Annotated in this window: 15 protein-coding genes; 5 read left to right on the plus strand and 10 right to left on the minus strand. The window is 66.6% G+C overall.

Annotation, left to right across the window (positions count from 1 at the left end):
- Positions 1 to 18: 18 nt before the first annotated feature.
- The 6 genes from PAM7066_RS02340 to PAM7066_RS02365 form a co-directional block, all read right to left on the minus strand.
- Complete coding sequence (locus PAM7066_RS02340) at positions 19 to 225, minus strand: hemolysin XhlA family protein (protein WP_245749560.1); 207 nt, start codon at positions 223 to 225, stop codon at positions 19 to 21.
- Entirely contained in the window at positions 222 to 707 is a 486-nt protein-coding gene (locus PAM7066_RS02345; RefSeq protein WP_085852501.1) for a holin family protein, read from the minus strand. Before PAM7066_RS02345 ends, PAM7066_RS02340 begins: the two co-directional genes overlap by 4 nt.
- Positions 698 to 1309 carry a holin-associated N-acetylmuramidase gene (locus PAM7066_RS02350; RefSeq protein ID WP_085852502.1) on the minus strand — a complete coding sequence of 204 codons (612 nt, stop codon included), beginning with the start codon at positions 1307 to 1309 and terminating at the stop codon, positions 698 to 700. Before PAM7066_RS02350 ends, PAM7066_RS02345 begins: the two co-directional genes overlap by 10 nt.
- Before the next feature lie 50 nt (positions 1310 to 1359).
- Positions 1360 to 1824, minus strand: a complete 465-nt coding sequence (gene ccmE, locus PAM7066_RS02355) for a cytochrome c maturation protein CcmE (protein WP_085852503.1) — start codon at positions 1822 to 1824, stop codon at positions 1360 to 1362.
- A gap of 98 nt (positions 1825 to 1922) precedes the next feature.
- Positions 1923 to 2951 (minus strand): N-acetyl-gamma-glutamyl-phosphate reductase, encoded by a 1029-nt coding sequence (gene argC, locus PAM7066_RS02360; RefSeq protein WP_085852504.1) that lies wholly within the window; start codon positions 2949 to 2951, stop codon positions 1923 to 1925.
- A 27-nt stretch (positions 2952 to 2978) separates the two neighbouring features.
- A complete protein-coding gene (locus tag PAM7066_RS02365) occupies positions 2979 to 3791 on the minus strand; it encodes a glutamate racemase (protein WP_085852505.1) in 813 nt (270 codons plus the stop codon).
- A gap of 366 nt (positions 3792 to 4157) precedes the next feature.
- Between PAM7066_RS02365 and PAM7066_RS02370 the strand changes: the two genes are divergently transcribed.
- Together PAM7066_RS02370 and purL are read left to right on the plus strand one after the other, a co-directional pair.
- The gene (locus PAM7066_RS02370) at positions 4158 to 5078 is read left to right on the plus strand and encodes a LysR family transcriptional regulator (RefSeq protein WP_085852785.1); all 921 of its coding nucleotides are present in this window, start codon (positions 4158 to 4160) and stop codon (positions 5076 to 5078) included.
- A 351-nt stretch (positions 5079 to 5429) separates the two neighbouring features.
- The gene (gene purL / locus PAM7066_RS02375; protein WP_085852506.1) at positions 5430 to 7592 is read left to right on the plus strand and encodes a phosphoribosylformylglycinamidine synthase subunit PurL; all 2163 of its coding nucleotides are present in this window, start codon (positions 5430 to 5432) and stop codon (positions 7590 to 7592) included.
- A 108-nt stretch (positions 7593 to 7700) separates the two neighbouring features.
- On the opposite strand, the gene tkt is transcribed toward purL, so the two are convergent.
- A complete protein-coding gene (gene tkt / locus PAM7066_RS02380; RefSeq protein WP_085852507.1) occupies positions 7701 to 9716 on the minus strand; it encodes a transketolase in 2016 nt (671 codons plus the stop codon).
- Positions 9717 to 9899: 183 nt separating this feature from the next.
- Between tkt and PAM7066_RS18480 the strand changes: the two genes are divergently transcribed.
- Both PAM7066_RS18480 and PAM7066_RS02390 read left to right on the plus strand, forming a co-directional pair.
- Positions 9900 to 10403 carry a hypothetical protein gene (locus PAM7066_RS18480; protein WP_090928629.1) on the plus strand — a complete coding sequence of 168 codons (504 nt, stop codon included), beginning with the start codon at positions 9900 to 9902 and terminating at the stop codon, positions 10401 to 10403.
- Entirely contained in the window at positions 10396 to 10800 is a 405-nt protein-coding gene (locus tag PAM7066_RS02390; protein ID WP_085852508.1) for a cell division protein ZapA, read from the plus strand. The genes PAM7066_RS18480 and PAM7066_RS02390 overlap by 8 nt, the downstream gene beginning before the upstream one ends.
- Before the next feature lie 99 nt (positions 10801 to 10899).
- Here the strand turns inward: PAM7066_RS02390 and grxD are convergent, their stop codons facing one another.
- Genes grxD through PAM7066_RS02405 form a run of 3 tightly spaced genes read right to left on the minus strand, consistent with a single transcriptional unit; the run spans position 10900 to position 11769 of the window.
- Positions 10900 to 11259, minus strand: coding sequence for a Grx4 family monothiol glutaredoxin (grxD, locus tag PAM7066_RS02395; RefSeq protein ID WP_085852509.1), 360 nt, complete (start codon positions 11257 to 11259; stop codon positions 10900 to 10902).
- 4 nt (positions 11260 to 11263) lie between these two features.
- Positions 11264 to 11530, minus strand: a complete 267-nt coding sequence (locus tag PAM7066_RS02400; protein WP_085852510.1) for a hypothetical protein — start codon at positions 11528 to 11530, stop codon at positions 11264 to 11266.
- Entirely contained in the window at positions 11527 to 11769 is a 243-nt protein-coding gene (locus PAM7066_RS02405) for a BolA/IbaG family iron-sulfur metabolism protein (RefSeq protein WP_085852511.1), read from the minus strand. Before PAM7066_RS02405 ends, PAM7066_RS02400 begins: the two co-directional genes overlap by 4 nt.
- 169 nt (positions 11770 to 11938) lie before the next feature.
- Between PAM7066_RS02405 and putP the strand changes: the two genes are divergently transcribed.
- Positions 11939 to 13405: a sodium/proline symporter PutP gene (gene putP / locus PAM7066_RS02410; protein ID WP_085852512.1), complete on the plus strand. Its 1467-nt coding sequence runs from the start codon at positions 11939 to 11941 to the stop codon at positions 13403 to 13405.
- The last annotated feature ends 28 nt before the right edge of the window (positions 13406 to 13433 follow it).

Raw genomic sequence — 13433 nt, forward strand, 5'->3', positions numbered from 1 at the left:
CTCTCGCGAGGCCTCAACCTACGCGGCCAGCACTCCTCCGCTCAACGCGTAGCCCACGACACTCAGAAGCACGGCGCCGAGGATCAGCCGCACCAGCCATTTCAACGTATCCTCGATCGCCGTGAGACGCTGCTCGACATTGGCGCGGTGGACGACCTCCACCGCGTTCCGCGTCTCGATCAGCGTGATGCGGCGTTCGATCTCGCGCATCCATTCCGCTGTCACCGCGCGTTCCTCCAGTCCTCCAGCGCCGGGTTTTCGACGCTTTGGTTCCGATTCAATACCTCGGTGGTGGCGGCAACCGCGCGGCGGAACTCCTGCCCCTTCGCCTGGTGCCGGGCCCCGAAGTAGAACGAGACGATGACGCCCAGCAGCCACCACAGAGGCTCGGGCACCAGGGCGATCCCCTCCATCCGCGCGGCGAACCACAGGGGGTCGATCATCGCCGTGACGAAAAGCCCCAGCGTCCCCAGTGCCATGGCCGGCCGCGGAATGCGGTTCACCCCGTCCATGAACTTGTCGAAGGATCCCTTGTCGGGATGCGTGAACTCGGCCGCGAACTGTTCGAGCGCACCGTCCCGCAGTTCCACTTCACGCACGGCGCGGTTCTCGGCGTTCTCGCGAAAGATCGCTGCAGTACCGGCGATCGCGCCAGCCCCACCGCCGCCGCCAAAGACAAGTCCCATCGCGCGATCGATCAGGCCCATGTCGCGACCCTCCTCTTATGTTCGGCGGCGGTCAGATGGTAGCGCGGCGTGATGAAGTCCTCGGCCCGGGTGATCCAGCCACCTTTCCCGCCGTCGGTGCGCTGGCAATACTTGCGCATGGTCGGCCGCGCGTCGCCCAGCCGGTAGTAGTAGTTCCGCCGCGCGATCCCGTAGGCATCGGCGAAATGGCGCGGTGCGGCGGCGGCGCAGAGCTCGGCCGCCCCGACCGTTTGCGGCCCGACGATGCCGTCGACGGACACGCGTTGCCCCATGTCCCCCAGCAGCTTTTGCAGGATCTTCACCGCGTTTGCACCGGCATTGACATACATGTCGAAGACCGACGGTTGAACGCATCCGGGCAGGCGCGACAGGCCCGGCCCCTCGAAATAGTGGCGCACGAAGATGTCGGTGGCCAGCTTGCGGTCGATCCGGTGCACGTCGGCCACGTCCACGTCACCGTCGCCGTCGAGGTCCAGCCCCAGACGGCGCATGGTGTGGATCGTCACACCGTGCTTTGTCGCCCCGCCCGGATCTGCGGGATCGTCCACGAAGCCCCCCTCTCGGGCCACGATTCCTTCGGCAATCTGCCTGACGCTCTGCATGGTTCAGCCCCCCACTGCATGAAACCGGGGTCCAGAATTCGGCAGAGCGGTTAATTCATGGAAATCTCTGCGTCCGGTGCCTGGTAGACGCCCTGCTCCTTGAGCGAGTCGATCACTTCCCTGGGCATGTAGGACTCGTCGTGCTTGGCCAGGATCTCGGACGCAAGGAAGGTGCCGTCGACGTAGCGCCCGGTGCCGACCATTCCCTCGCCCTCGCCGAAAAGGTCAGGCAAAACCCCGGTATAGCTGACCGGAACGGCGGCCGCGCCGTCGGTGACGCGGAAGGTCACGGTCTCTCCCTGGCCGCGGATCAGTGAGCCGTCCTCGACCAGTCCGCCGATGCGGAAGACCTCGGTCGGGCCCGGCGGCACCTCTGCGATCTGAGATGGAGAGCGGAAGAAATTGATCCCGTCCCGCATCGCGTAACCGATGAGTGCGGTGGATGCGGCCAGCGCGACGACCGCCACGAGGATCACCTGGATGCGGCGTTTCTTCTTCAACTTGCCGAGCGCCATTCCCTGCCCTCCTGGATAGCGCCGGGATCATAGCGCGAACGTGCCGGCGGGGGAAGCGGGCACCCCCGGGGCCGATGCCGCAGATCGACGCACCTCGATCAGGGGAAACAGGGGGCCAGCATCAATCCAGCCGTCTCTTCCAGACCCAGCATCAGGTTCGCGTTCTGAAGCGCCTGCCCCGACGATCCCTTGGTCAGGTTGTCCAGCGCCGCGACGATGATTGCACGGCCCTCGCGGCGATCCTGCACGACGCCCAGGTGGCAGAAGTTGGAGCCCCGCACATGCCGCGTCGACGGCGCTTCACCCATGGGCAGCACCTGCAGGAACGGCTCGTCCGCATAGGTTTCAGACAGTGCGGCATGGATCGCCTCGGCTTCACCGCGGACATAGACGGTGGCGAGGATCCCCCGGTTTGCCGGGATGAGGTGCGGGGTGAACTGCACCTCGACCTTGCGCCCCGCGAGCTTCGAGAATTCCTGGTCGAACTCGCCCAGATGCCTGTGGATGCCGCCGACCGCATAGGCGTGATAGCCTTCGGACAGTTCGGCGTGCAGCAGGTTTTCCTTCAGCGATCGGCCAGCACCCGACACGCCGCATTTCAGGTCCATGATGATCTCGTCGAGGTCGATGATCCCGGCCGCAATCAGCGGCCGCAGCGCGTATTGCCCCGTCGCCGCATTGCACCCCGTCCCCGCCACCAGCCGAGCGCCCCGAATCTCGTCGCGATAGAACTCGGTCAAGCCATAGACAGCCTGTTTCTGAAGCTCGGTCGCGGCGTGGGGCTTGCCGTACCATTTCTCGTAGTCGGCCGCCTCGCGAAGGCGGAAATCAGCGGACAGGTCCACCACCTTCAGATCGCCCGGCAGCTTCGAGATCACCGCCTGGCTCGTCGCATGTGGCAGCGCGCAGAACGCCAGGTCGATGGTCGAGAAGTCGATCTCCTCGATCCGCACGAGGTCTGGCAGGTCCAGGTGGCGCAGATGGGGAAAGACCGACGCCATCGACTGGCCCGCCTTGCGCTCGCCCGACAGCCCCGCGATCCGCATGGACGGGTGGGTGGCGATCAGGCGCACCAGCTCGGCGCCGGTATAGCCCGAGGCGCCGAGGATCGCGATGTTCTGGGTCATGGGACTCTCCGTCTGGACGGTGCCGCCTCAGGCTTTCTGAAACTCGATGCCGCGCTTGAGGAACTGCGTCGCCCGGCTGGACACGCGCTTGGGGTCGCCCGTCGTCAGGAACTTGCGCTCCGTTCCGGCCCCCAGCATCTCGGGTCGTCGCTTGAGGTAGTCGTCCAGCGACGCCGCCACCAGGCTGGCCTGGCTATACACCTCGACACCCGCCCCGAGCGCGTCCTGGAACACCTCTTCGACCAACGGGTAGTGGGTGCAGCCCAGGATCGCGGCCTGCGGGACCGGCATCTTGCGCTTCAGCGCGTCCACATGGCTGCGCACGAGGGCCTCGGCGAGGATCATGTCCCCGTCCTCGATCGCATCCACCACGCCGCCGCAGGCCTGTGCCTCGACATCGACGCCGATGGCACGGAAAGCCAGTTCGCGCTGGAAGGCACGGCTCGACACAGTGGCGGGAGTGGCAAACAGCGCCACATGCTCGACCGCGACCGCGCGCGGCGGGCTGTTGTCGCCCCAGGTCCGCTCGGTCAGGGCCTCGATCAGCGGCACGAAGACGCCGAGGACGCGCTTGTCCTTCGGCAGCCACGTCTCCTGCATCCGGCGCAGCGCGGCAGCCGATGCCGTGTTGCACGCCAGGATCACCAGGTCGCAGCCCTCGTCCCAGAGCTGTTCGACCGCGGCGCAGGTCAGGTTGAAGATGTCGTCGGACGTCCGCACGCCATAGGGCGCATGGGCCGAGTCGGCGAAATAGACGAAGGGCACGTCCGGCAGACGCTTTTCCAACTCACCGAGGACGGTGAGACCGCCCAGACCGCTATCAAAGACGCCGACCGCCATCGCCTGTCCCGTACCTGCTCTCGAGTTCGTGGCCGCGGGCGCTCGGCCCACATGCATCGGGGACAGGGCATAGGTCGTCGCACACGAGAAGTCCATGAGGACCCTGGGCGCAGCGCGCCTGACCGCGGCCCCTCGAACGCTCAAACTTTGGCGCTGGCATGAAATTGAAGCGGTTTTATCCATCATTCCCAGGAAAACGGCCGCTTATCCTTACGGACTGGAAAGGAATTTCTCCCAATTTGGGCGCGCAGGCCTACAGTATAGCCTGCAGGTGTCGCGAAACTTTCTCTGCCGGGGCTTTCGCGCGCGCAAAATCGCCCCACATGCGGGGCGTAGCACGCAACCGATGTCAGGATCTTCCCGATGATGGACTGGGACAAACTGCGGGTCTTTCACGCCGTCGCCGAGGCCGGATCGCTGACCGCCGCCGGCGAATCCCTGCATCTCAGCCAATCCGCCGTATCGCGCCAGATCCGGGCGCTCGAGGAAAGCCTCGAGACGGTGTTGTTCCACCGCCATGCCCGCGGACTGATCCTGACCGAACAGGGTGAGCTGCTGCACGACGCGACCGCCTCCATGTATCGCCGGCTCGACACCGCCGCCGCGCGGATCCGCGACAGTCGTGACGAGGTGTTCGGCGAGTTGCGCGTGACCACGACCACCGGCTTCGGGACCCTCTGGCTCGTGCCGCGGCTCGCCAAGCTTTACGAGAAGTTCCCCAACCTCAAGATCGACCTGATGCTGGAAGAGCGTGTGCTCGACCTGCCCATGCGCGAGGCCGACGTCGCGATCCGCATGAAGGAGCCCTCGCAGGCCGACCTCGTGCGCAAGCGCCTGAACACGGTGCGCATGCGCCTCTACGCCCTGCCCTCGTATCTCGAAGAGAACGGCCGCCCGCAAACGGTCGAGGATCTGAGCACCCACCGCCTCATCAGCCAGGCCGTGACCGCGCACCAGGTCTCGTCCGGCCTGACCCTGATCGAAAGCCTGCACGCGGTCGGCATCCCCTCGACATTGACGGTGAACAACTACTTCGGCGTGCTTCAGGGGGTTCTGTCGGGCCTCGGGATCGGCGTTCTGCCCGACTACCTCGTCGCCGACTTCCCGCACATGGAGCGGGTGCTGCCCGACGTCGAATCGGGCTCGATTCCCGTCTATCTCGCCTATCCCGAAGAGTTGCGCCATTCGCAGCGCATCGCCGCCTTCCGCGAGTTCGTTCTCGAAGAGCTCAGTGAAACGGCACGCCACCTTTCTGCCGTCGAAGAGGGCCATGCGCGCAGCGCATAACGGCCCTGCGCATTCCACGACAGTTTCGCGATTGATCGGCCAAGGGCCACCGACTAGATGCCAGTATAGCGGTGCGGGACTTCTGGTCCGCCGCTATACCTCCCTGTTGGACTGGCCGGGCTTCGTGCCCGGCCTCTTTTTTTGCCGGGCGCCCGACCCTGCCCTAGTGGCACGCCATTCGGCCCGCGCTGTCAAGCCTGCACCCGGATTCGCCCGCCCCTCAACGCCCGGCGATCCGCCGATGCAGGCACCGCGCCCATTTTTCCGGCAAACCGCGAATGTCGCAAAACGGTGTTGCTTGGCGGCAGGGCGTGCTAACGCCGACTGACCGTTCCCCACCGTGCGAATGACATGCCCGAACCCACCATCACCGAAGACCTCATCGCCGCCCACGGGCTGAAACCCGACGAGTACGCCCGCATCCTCGAGATCCTCGGCCGCACGCCGAGCTTCACAGAGCTGGGCATCTTTTCGGCCATGTGGAACGAGCACTGTTCCTACAAGTCGTCAAAGCGATGGCTGCGCACCCTGCCGACGACCGGCCCGCAGGTCATCTGCGGCCCCGGCGAGAACGCCGGCGTCGTGGACATCGGCGACGGGCAGGCCGTCGTCTTCAAGATGGAGAGCCACAACCACCCCTCGTATATCGAGCCCTACCAGGGTGCGGCGACCGGCGTGGGCGGCATCCTGCGCGACGTCTTCACCATGGGCGCCCGTCCCATCGCGGCGATGAACGCGCTGAGCTTCGGCGATGTCGACCACCCCAGGACGCGCAGCCTCGTGCACGGCGTGGTCGAGGGGATCGGCGGCTACGGCAACTCCTTCGGCGTGCCGACCGTGGGCGGAGAGATCCGCTTCGACCCGTCCTATAACGGCAACTGCCTGGTCAATGCCTTCGCCGCCGGCCTCGCCGATGCCGACAAGATCTTCTACTCGGCCGCCTCGGGCGTCGGCATGCCCGTCGTTTACCTCGGCGCCAAGACGGGACGCGACGGCGTCGGTGGCGCCACCATGGCCTCGGCCGAGTTCGACGACACGATCGAGGAAAAGCGTCCCACCGTCCAGGTCGGCGACCCCTTCACCGAAAAGCGCCTGATGGAGGCCTGCCTCGAACTGATGCAGACCGGCGCCGTCATCGCGATCCAGGACATGGGCGCGGCCGGCCTGACCTGCTCGGCCGTGGAAATGGGCGATAAGGGCGGCCTCGGCGTGCGCCTGACGCTCGACGACGTGCCCCAGCGCGAGCCGAACATGACCGCCTACGAGATGATGCTGTCGGAAAGCCAGGAGCGGATGCTCATGGTGCTCGACCCGTCAAAAGAGGCCGAGGCCCGCGCGGTGTTCGAGAAATGGGACCTCGACTTCGCCATCGTCGGCGAAACCATCCCCGAGGACCGCTTCATCGTCCTCCACCACGGCAAAGAGATGGCGAACCTGCCGCTCTCGACCCTGTCCGGCTCGGCCCCCGAATACGACCGCCCGTGGGAGGCGACGCCGCCCCCGGCTCCGCTGGAAGACGCCCCCAAGATCGACGCGATCAAGGGCCTGAAGGCGCTGATCTCGCACCCGGCCTACGCCTCGAAGCACTGGGTGTTCGAGCAATACGACACGCAAGTGGGCGCCGACACCGTGGCGCCGCCGGGCCGCAGCGCCGGGATCGTGCGGGTCCACGGAACCGACAAGGCGCTCGCCTTCACCTCGGACGTGACACCGCGCTACGTCGCCGCCGACCCGAAGGAGGGCGGCAAGCAGGCCGTGGCCGAGGCGTTCCGCAACCTCGTCTCGATGGGCGCGCGGCCGCTCGCCGCAACGGACAACCTGAACTTCGGCAACCCTGAAAAACCCCGGATCATGGGCCAGCTCGTCGGCGCCATTCAAGGCATCGGCGAGGCCTGCGCCGCGCTCGACATGCCGATCGTGTCGGGCAATGTCTCGCTCTATAACGAGACCGACGGGGCCGGCATCCTGCCCACCCCGACGATCGGCGCGGTCGGCTTGATCGAGGACCTGTCCCGCGCCATCACCGGGACCGCGCAGAACGGGGACCTCGCGCTGGTCATCGGCGCGACGCAGGGACATCTCGGCCGCTCGGCGCTTCTGTCGGTCGCATTCGGCCGCGACGACGGTCCGCCCCCGCCCGTCGACCTGGAGGCCGAGCGCCGCAACGGCGACTTCATGCTGGACCAAGCAGAGTGGCTCCACGCCGCGTCCGACCTTTCGGATGGTGGTCTTGCGCTCGCCGCCTTCGAGATGGCCGAGACCGCCGGAATCGGCGTGACGATCGACAAGAAGCGCAAGACCGCGAGCCTCTTCGGCGAGGATCAGGCGCGTTACCTCGTCGCCTGCAGCTTCGACAGCGCCGAGCACCTGATGGTCGCGGCGGGCAAGGCGGGCGTTCCGATCATGCTGGTCGGACGGTTCGGCGGAGACACCGTGCAGCTCGGCTCGAAGACTGCGCCCTTGGACGAACTGCGTGCGCTTTATCGCGGGGCCTTCGAGGCTGCTCTCGGCTAGGTCGGGGGCAACGCCCCGCTCGAACAAACAAAGCCGGCGCGCGACATCCTGTCGGCGCCGGCTTTTGGCTTGAAGGCCCCAGAGGCATCGCCTTTGAGGCCGGTCGTGTCAGAGCAGATTTTCGACTTGTGCCACGACGTTGTCGGCCGTGATGCCGAACTTCTCGAACAGCACCTCCGCCGGGGCCGAGGCACCGAAGCTGTCCATTCCGACGAAGGCAGCCTTGGCATCACGGCCGCGCTCGCCAGTCAGCCAGCGGTCCCAGCCGAGGCGCGCGGCTGCCTCGATCCCCACGCGCACGGCGCCGGCGGGCAGGACGCGGCGGCGGTAGCTTTCATCGGCCTTGGCAAACAGCTCGAAGGACGGGATCGAGACGACGCGCGCGCCGATCCCCTTCTCTTCCAACAGGGCCTTCGCCTCCATCGCCACCGACACTTCCGAGCCCGATGCGATCAGCACCGCCTGCCGCTTGGCATCCGCCTCGGCCAGGATATAGGCGCCCTGCTCCACCAGGTTCTTCGACTGGTGCTTCGTGCGCAGCGTCGGCAGGCCCTGCCGGGTCAGCACCAGGACGGTCGGCACGTCGGTGTTGCGCAGCGCTACCTCCCACGCTTCGGCGGTTTCGACCCCGTCGCAGGGACGGATGACCTGCATGTTGGGCGTCGCGCGCAGCATCGCCAGGTGCTCGACCGGCTGGTGGGTCGGTCCATCCTCGCCAAGACCGATGGAATCGTGGGTCATCACGTAGGTGACCGGCGCGCCCATCAGGGCCGACAGGCGCATCGCGGGGCGCGCGTAGTCCGAGAAGCACATGAACGTGCCGCCATAGGGGCGGATGCCGCCATGCAGCGCCATGCCGTTCATCGCGGCGGCCATGCCATGCTCGCGGATGCCGTAGTGGATGTAGCGCCCCGCGCGATCCTCGGGCGAGAACACGCCCAGGTCCGGGGTCAGCGTGTTGTTCGACCCGGTGAGGTCGGCCGATCCGCCCAGCATCTCTTTCACGACCGGATTGACGGCTTTCAGCACGTTCTCCGAGCTCTTGCGGGTCGCGTCCTTGGGCTGGTCCTCCGAGATCTGCTTCTTCAGATTCCGGATCGTCGAGGTCAGCTTGTTCGGAAGCGTCCTCTCCATCGCTGCGTCGAACTGCTTGCGCTTGCCCCCGGCAAGGTCGTCCAGGCGCTCGTTCCATGCAGCGCGTTCGTCGGCACCGCGGCGGCCGACCTCTTCCCACCACGACTTGATGTCGGCGGGAATGTCGAAGGGTCCGTGGCTCCAGCCATAGGCCTCGCGGGTGTCCTTGATGAGCTTCTCGTCCGTCAGCGCGCCGTGGCCCTTGCCGGTATCCTGCGCCGAAGAGCCAAGCGCGATATGCGTCTTGCAGTCGATCATCGAGGGCTTGCCGGACTTCTTCGCCGCTTCGATGGCCGCGTCGATGGCCTCGGGGTCGTGGCCGTCGATGGACTGGACGTGCCAGCCGCAGGCTTCGAACCGCTTGGGCTGATCGGTGCTGTCGGTCTTCGAGATCTCGCCATCGATCGAGATGCCGTTGTTGTCGAAGAACAGGATCAGGTGCGACAGCTTCTGGTGGCCGGCCAGCGCGATGGCCTCGTGGCTGACGCCCTCCATCAGGCAGCCATCCCCGGCGAAGACATAGGTGTGGTGGTCGATGACCTTCTTGCCGAAGCGGGCGCGCAGCGATTCCTCGGCGATGGCCATGCCGACCGAGGTGGCCAGCCCCTGCCCCAGCGGGCCGGTCGTCGTGTCGATGCCGCTGGCATACTCATGCTCGGGGTGGCCGGCGGTCTTCGCGCCCCACTGGCGGAAGTTCTTCAGCTCGTCGAGGGTCATGTCCTCGTAGCCGGTCAGGTGCAGCAGCGCATAGAGCAGCATGGAACCGTGGCCGTTCGAGATGATGAACCGGTCGCGGTCGGGCCAGCCGGGGGCCTTGGCGTCGAACTTCAGGTGCTTCGACCACAGCACCGTCGCGATGTCGGCCATGCCCATGGGCATGCCGGAATGCCCCGAATTGGCGGCGGCGACGGCGTCGAGGGCGAGCACGCGGATGGCGGTCGATCGCATCCAGTGGTCGGGGTGGCGTTCGCGCAGCGTGGCGATATCCATGAGTCGGCTCCGGTTTGCTCGGGCATTGGCGTTGATGGGCAAATACCAGCCCCCCGCTCAAGTTCAAGCGCGTGGCCGGGGCGGTGGGCGGATTGGGGGCTGAAATCCGGCCGGTCTTGCGATTAACTGCGACGAGGACAACCGAATCAGTCCGTTCCGACCGAAGGATAAGCGCGCGCGTTCATGCAGGACATCAACGAATTGCACCAACGCCTCGCCGCGGCGCTCGACCGGATCGAGGCCGATGTGGAACAGCTCGCCCGCCCGAGGCCAGAGCCCGTCGCCGAGCCCGAGCCCGAGCCGCAAGGTCCCGACGCCGCTCAACTCGAATCCGACCTGGCCGCCGAGCGCGAACTCGTGCAGCAGCTCGAAGAGCGGCTGAAGTCGACGCGCGACCGCTACGAGGCGCGCGTGACCGCCGCCGAGTCCGAGCTCGAGACCGCGCACGCCCTGCTTGCCGAACTCGAAGAGGATCGCGGGCGGCTGAAAGTCGTGGCGGACGGGCTGCGCGAAAGCTGCGAGGCGCTGCGGCAGACCGACGCCCCCGACGGCGAACTGATCAACACGGCCATGGCGGCCGAGATAGAGGCGCTTGCAACGATGCGGCGCAGCGATCGGTCGGAACTGGACACGGTGCTGGCGCTGTTCGCGACCTCGGCCCAAAGCGAGGACGAGTCCGATGCCTGACGAACGGATCACCATCGGCGGGCGCGACTACGACGTGGCCTGCCAGCCGGGCGAAGAGCAGTACCTGCAATCCGCCGCCCGCTACCTCGACACCGAGGCGCAGCAGCTGGTCGACCAGATCGGTAGACTGCCCGAGCAGCGGATGCTCCTGATGGCGGGGCTCATGCTGGCCGACAAGACGGCGGGACTCGAGGAACAGCTGCGCTTCGCCGAAAGCCGCGCGGCCGAGCTGGAACAGACGCTGGCGGACATGCAGGACCGTCCGGCACCCGAGCCCGAGCGGGTCGAAGTGCCCGTCATTCCGAACTCGGTCCTGGAGACGCTGGAACAGATGACGGCCCGCGCCGAAGCCATCGCCGACGAGACGGCTCGCCGCGCGCACGAAGATCAGGACTGACCTGCACACCCCGGCTGGCACCGACACGACCGTCATTCTGCTGGAATACCTCGCAGGGCAGAGCCCCGGACGCAGCCACGCCCGAGGCCGGCCCGGAAATCAGGCGTTCGCTTCGCGAATCTTCTCGGCAGCGTCCTTGTCGTAGGCGACGCCCTCTTTCTCGAACAGCTGGTCGAGTTCACCCGACAGCGTCATCTCGGTGATGATATCGCAGCCGCCGACGAACTCTCCCTTGACGTAGAGTTGCGGAATGGTCGGCCAGTCCGAGTAGTCCTTGATCCCCTGCCGGACGCTCTCGTCCTCCAGCACGTTCACGTCGGTGAAATCCACTCCCATGAAGTTCAGCACGCCCGCCACGCGCGAGGAGAACCCGCATTGCGGCATCGACTTCGTGCCCTTCATGAAAAGGACCACGTCGTTCTTGGTCACGGTGTCCTTGATCTGCTCTTCGGCGCTCATCTGGTCAGCCTTTCGGTTTGTCTGTCTTGTTCTTCGTCTTCGGCACGAAAAGACGCGCATAGGCCTGCGGGTCCTTCGGCACGGTGTATTCGGTCGTCTCGCCTCCGCCGCCGCCGCCCGAGAAGTACTCGGACCGGATGACGTGGTGTCCCTCGCCGGGCTCGGCCCCCCGTCGCGCACCGCGTTCGGCGCGCATCACCGCCCAGGCCCGCGCCGCCAGCAGCCCCAGGATCAGGGCCGCCAGCACCACCGGAAGGGCGAGGCCGCTCACTCGGGCGCCCGCGTCGTCAGCGCCAGCGCGTGGAGATCGCCTCGCGACCCGGCCATCTTGTCCTTGAGCGCGGCATAGACGGCACGCTGCTGCTGCACGCGGTTCTTCCCGCGGAAGCTCTCGTCCACGACCTCTGCGGCATAGTGATTCCCGTCGCCTGCCAGGTCGGTGATGGTGATCTTGGCGTCGGGGAACTCGGCGCGGATGAGCTCCTCGATCTGTCGGGCTTCGATGGCCATGGGCATCCTGTCATTGAATCTGCGGCGCGGTCGAAACGTAAGGAGCGGCGCGCCGGGGTGCAAGTCGCCGACGTGTTGGTGGCCGGCGAAGGGGTTCGGACTAGGTGGTTCCTTCACATCCGCGCGATGTGCGAAATTTCGCAAAATGACACTGGAAAAAGGAAACGCAATGCAGATCGGAGTCTGGATCAGCCTCGCCGCCTATTTCGCGCTGATGCTCGCCACAGGCTTTTACGCGTGGCGGAAATCCACGTCGAGTTCCGAAGACTACGTGTTGGGCGGGCGCAACCTGCCGCCCGCGGTCGCCGCCCTGTCCGCGGGCGCGTCGGACATGTCCGGCTGGCTGCTGCTGGGTCTTCCCGGCGCGCTCTACGCCACCGGCCTCGTCGAGGCCTGGATCGGCATCGGCCTGTTCCTCGGGGCGCTGGCGAACTGGATCATCGTCGCCCCGCGCCTGCGCGAGCAGACCGAGCGCTACGACAACTCGCTGACGATCCCATCTTTCCTGGCCAACCGCTTTCCCACGCAGGCGGCCGCGCTGCGGATGATCTCGGCCGTGGTGATCGTCGTGTTCTTCGCCGTCTATACCGCCAGCGGGCTGGTCGGCGGCGGCAAGCTGGTGCAGTCGGCCTTCGACGGGAACTACCAGATCGGGGTCTGGCTGACCCTGGGTGTCGTCCTGACCTACACCGTCATCGGCGGCTTCCTGGCCGTATCCCTGACCGACTTCGTGCAGGGCTGCATCATGATGCTGGCGCTCGTCATCATGCCGATCATCGTGCTTTACGCCGGAGCGGGCGGCGGGTTCAGCCAGGCGTCCGAGACGCTGGCGGCGGTCGATCCGAACTACCTGTCGCTGTTCGACGGCCTGACCCTGATCGGCTGGCTCTCGGCCATCACCTGGGGCCTGGGTTACTTCGGGCAGCCGCACATCATCGTCCGGTTCATGGCCGTCCGCTCGGTCAAGTCCGTGGCCGCGGCCCGCAATATCGGCATGACATGGATGGGCATCTCGCTCCTGGGCGCCCTGGGCGTCGGTATTCTCGGCCGCGCCTATGTCGAGCGTAACGGCCTCGAGCTGGCCGACAGCGAGACGATCTTCATCCTCCTGGCCGGCCTGCTGTTCCACCCGCTGGTGACCGGGTTCCTCTACGCGGCGCTGCTGGCGGCGATCATGTCGACGGTCTCGAGCCAGCTTCTGGTGTCGTCTTCGTCCCTGTCCGAGGATTTCTACCGGCTCGTCCTCGACCGCGAGCCCAGCGAGACCGAAGTCGTGAACGTGGGCCGTCTCGCCGTCGTGGCCGTGGGCGTGGTCGCGGGCATCATCGCGCTCGATCCCGACAGCCAGGTGCTGGGCCTCGTGGCGAATGCCTGGGCAGGGTTCGGCGCGGCGTTCGGTCCGCTGATCCTCCTGGCGCTCACTTGGTCGCGCATGACGGGCGCGGGCGCGGTCGCGGGAATCGTCTCGGGTGCCGTGACGGTCATCGTGTGGATCCTGCTGGGCTGGAATGGCAGCTTCCTGGGCGGTCCGGGCGTCTACGAGATCATCCCCGGCTTCATCGTAGCACTTGCGGCGATCATCGGGGTCAGCCTTGCCACCGAGTCCGCGGACGAGTTCCGCGCGATCGAGAACTGAACGACGAAGGGGGCCCGCGAGGCCCCCT

The sequence above is a fragment of the Palleronia marisminoris genome (genome assembly GCF_900172315.1).
In the GTDB taxonomy this organism is placed as follows: domain Bacteria; phylum Pseudomonadota; class Alphaproteobacteria; order Rhodobacterales; family Rhodobacteraceae; genus Palleronia; species Palleronia marisminoris.

What these genes read in the sequence shown, in the direction of transcription:
- PAM7066_RS02365 (WP_085852505.1), bottom strand. Translation starts at nt 3,791, where the DNA reads ATGGCGGTCGGCGTCTTTGATAGCGGTCTGGGCGGTCTCACCGTCCTC.
- PAM7066_RS02405 (WP_085852511.1), bottom strand. Translation starts at nt 11,769, where the DNA reads ATGGCCATCGAAGCCCGACAGATCGAGGAGCTCATCCGCGCCGAGTTC.
- putP (WP_085852512.1), top strand. Translation starts at nt 11,939, where the DNA reads ATGCAGATCGGAGTCTGGATCAGCCTCGCCGCCTATTTCGCGCTGATG.
- argC (WP_085852504.1), bottom strand. Translation starts at nt 2,951, where the DNA reads ATGACCCAGAACATCGCGATCCTCGGCGCCTCGGGCTATACCGGCGCC.
- PAM7066_RS02370 (WP_085852785.1), top strand. Translation starts at nt 4,158, where the DNA reads ATGGACTGGGACAAACTGCGGGTCTTTCACGCCGTCGCCGAGGCCGGA.
- PAM7066_RS02350 (WP_085852502.1), bottom strand. Translation starts at nt 1,309, where the DNA reads ATGCAGAGCGTCAGGCAGATTGCCGAAGGAATCGTGGCCCGAGAGGGG.
- grxD (WP_085852509.1), bottom strand. Translation starts at nt 11,259, where the DNA reads ATGAGCGCCGAAGAGCAGATCAAGGACACCGTGACCAAGAACGACGTG.
- PAM7066_RS18480 (WP_090928629.1), top strand. Translation starts at nt 9,900, where the DNA reads ATGCAGGACATCAACGAATTGCACCAACGCCTCGCCGCGGCGCTCGAC.
- PAM7066_RS02390 (WP_085852508.1), top strand. Translation starts at nt 10,396, where the DNA reads ATGCCTGACGAACGGATCACCATCGGCGGGCGCGACTACGACGTGGCC.
- ccmE (WP_085852503.1), bottom strand. Translation starts at nt 1,824, where the DNA reads ATGGCGCTCGGCAAGTTGAAGAAGAAACGCCGCATCCAGGTGATCCTC.
- purL (WP_085852506.1), top strand. Translation starts at nt 5,430, where the DNA reads ATGCCCGAACCCACCATCACCGAAGACCTCATCGCCGCCCACGGGCTG.
- tkt (WP_085852507.1), bottom strand. Translation starts at nt 9,716, where the DNA reads ATGGATATCGCCACGCTGCGCGAACGCCACCCCGACCACTGGATGCGA.
- PAM7066_RS02345 (WP_085852501.1), bottom strand. Translation starts at nt 707, where the DNA reads ATGGGCCTGATCGATCGCGCGATGGGACTTGTCTTTGGCGGCGGCGGT.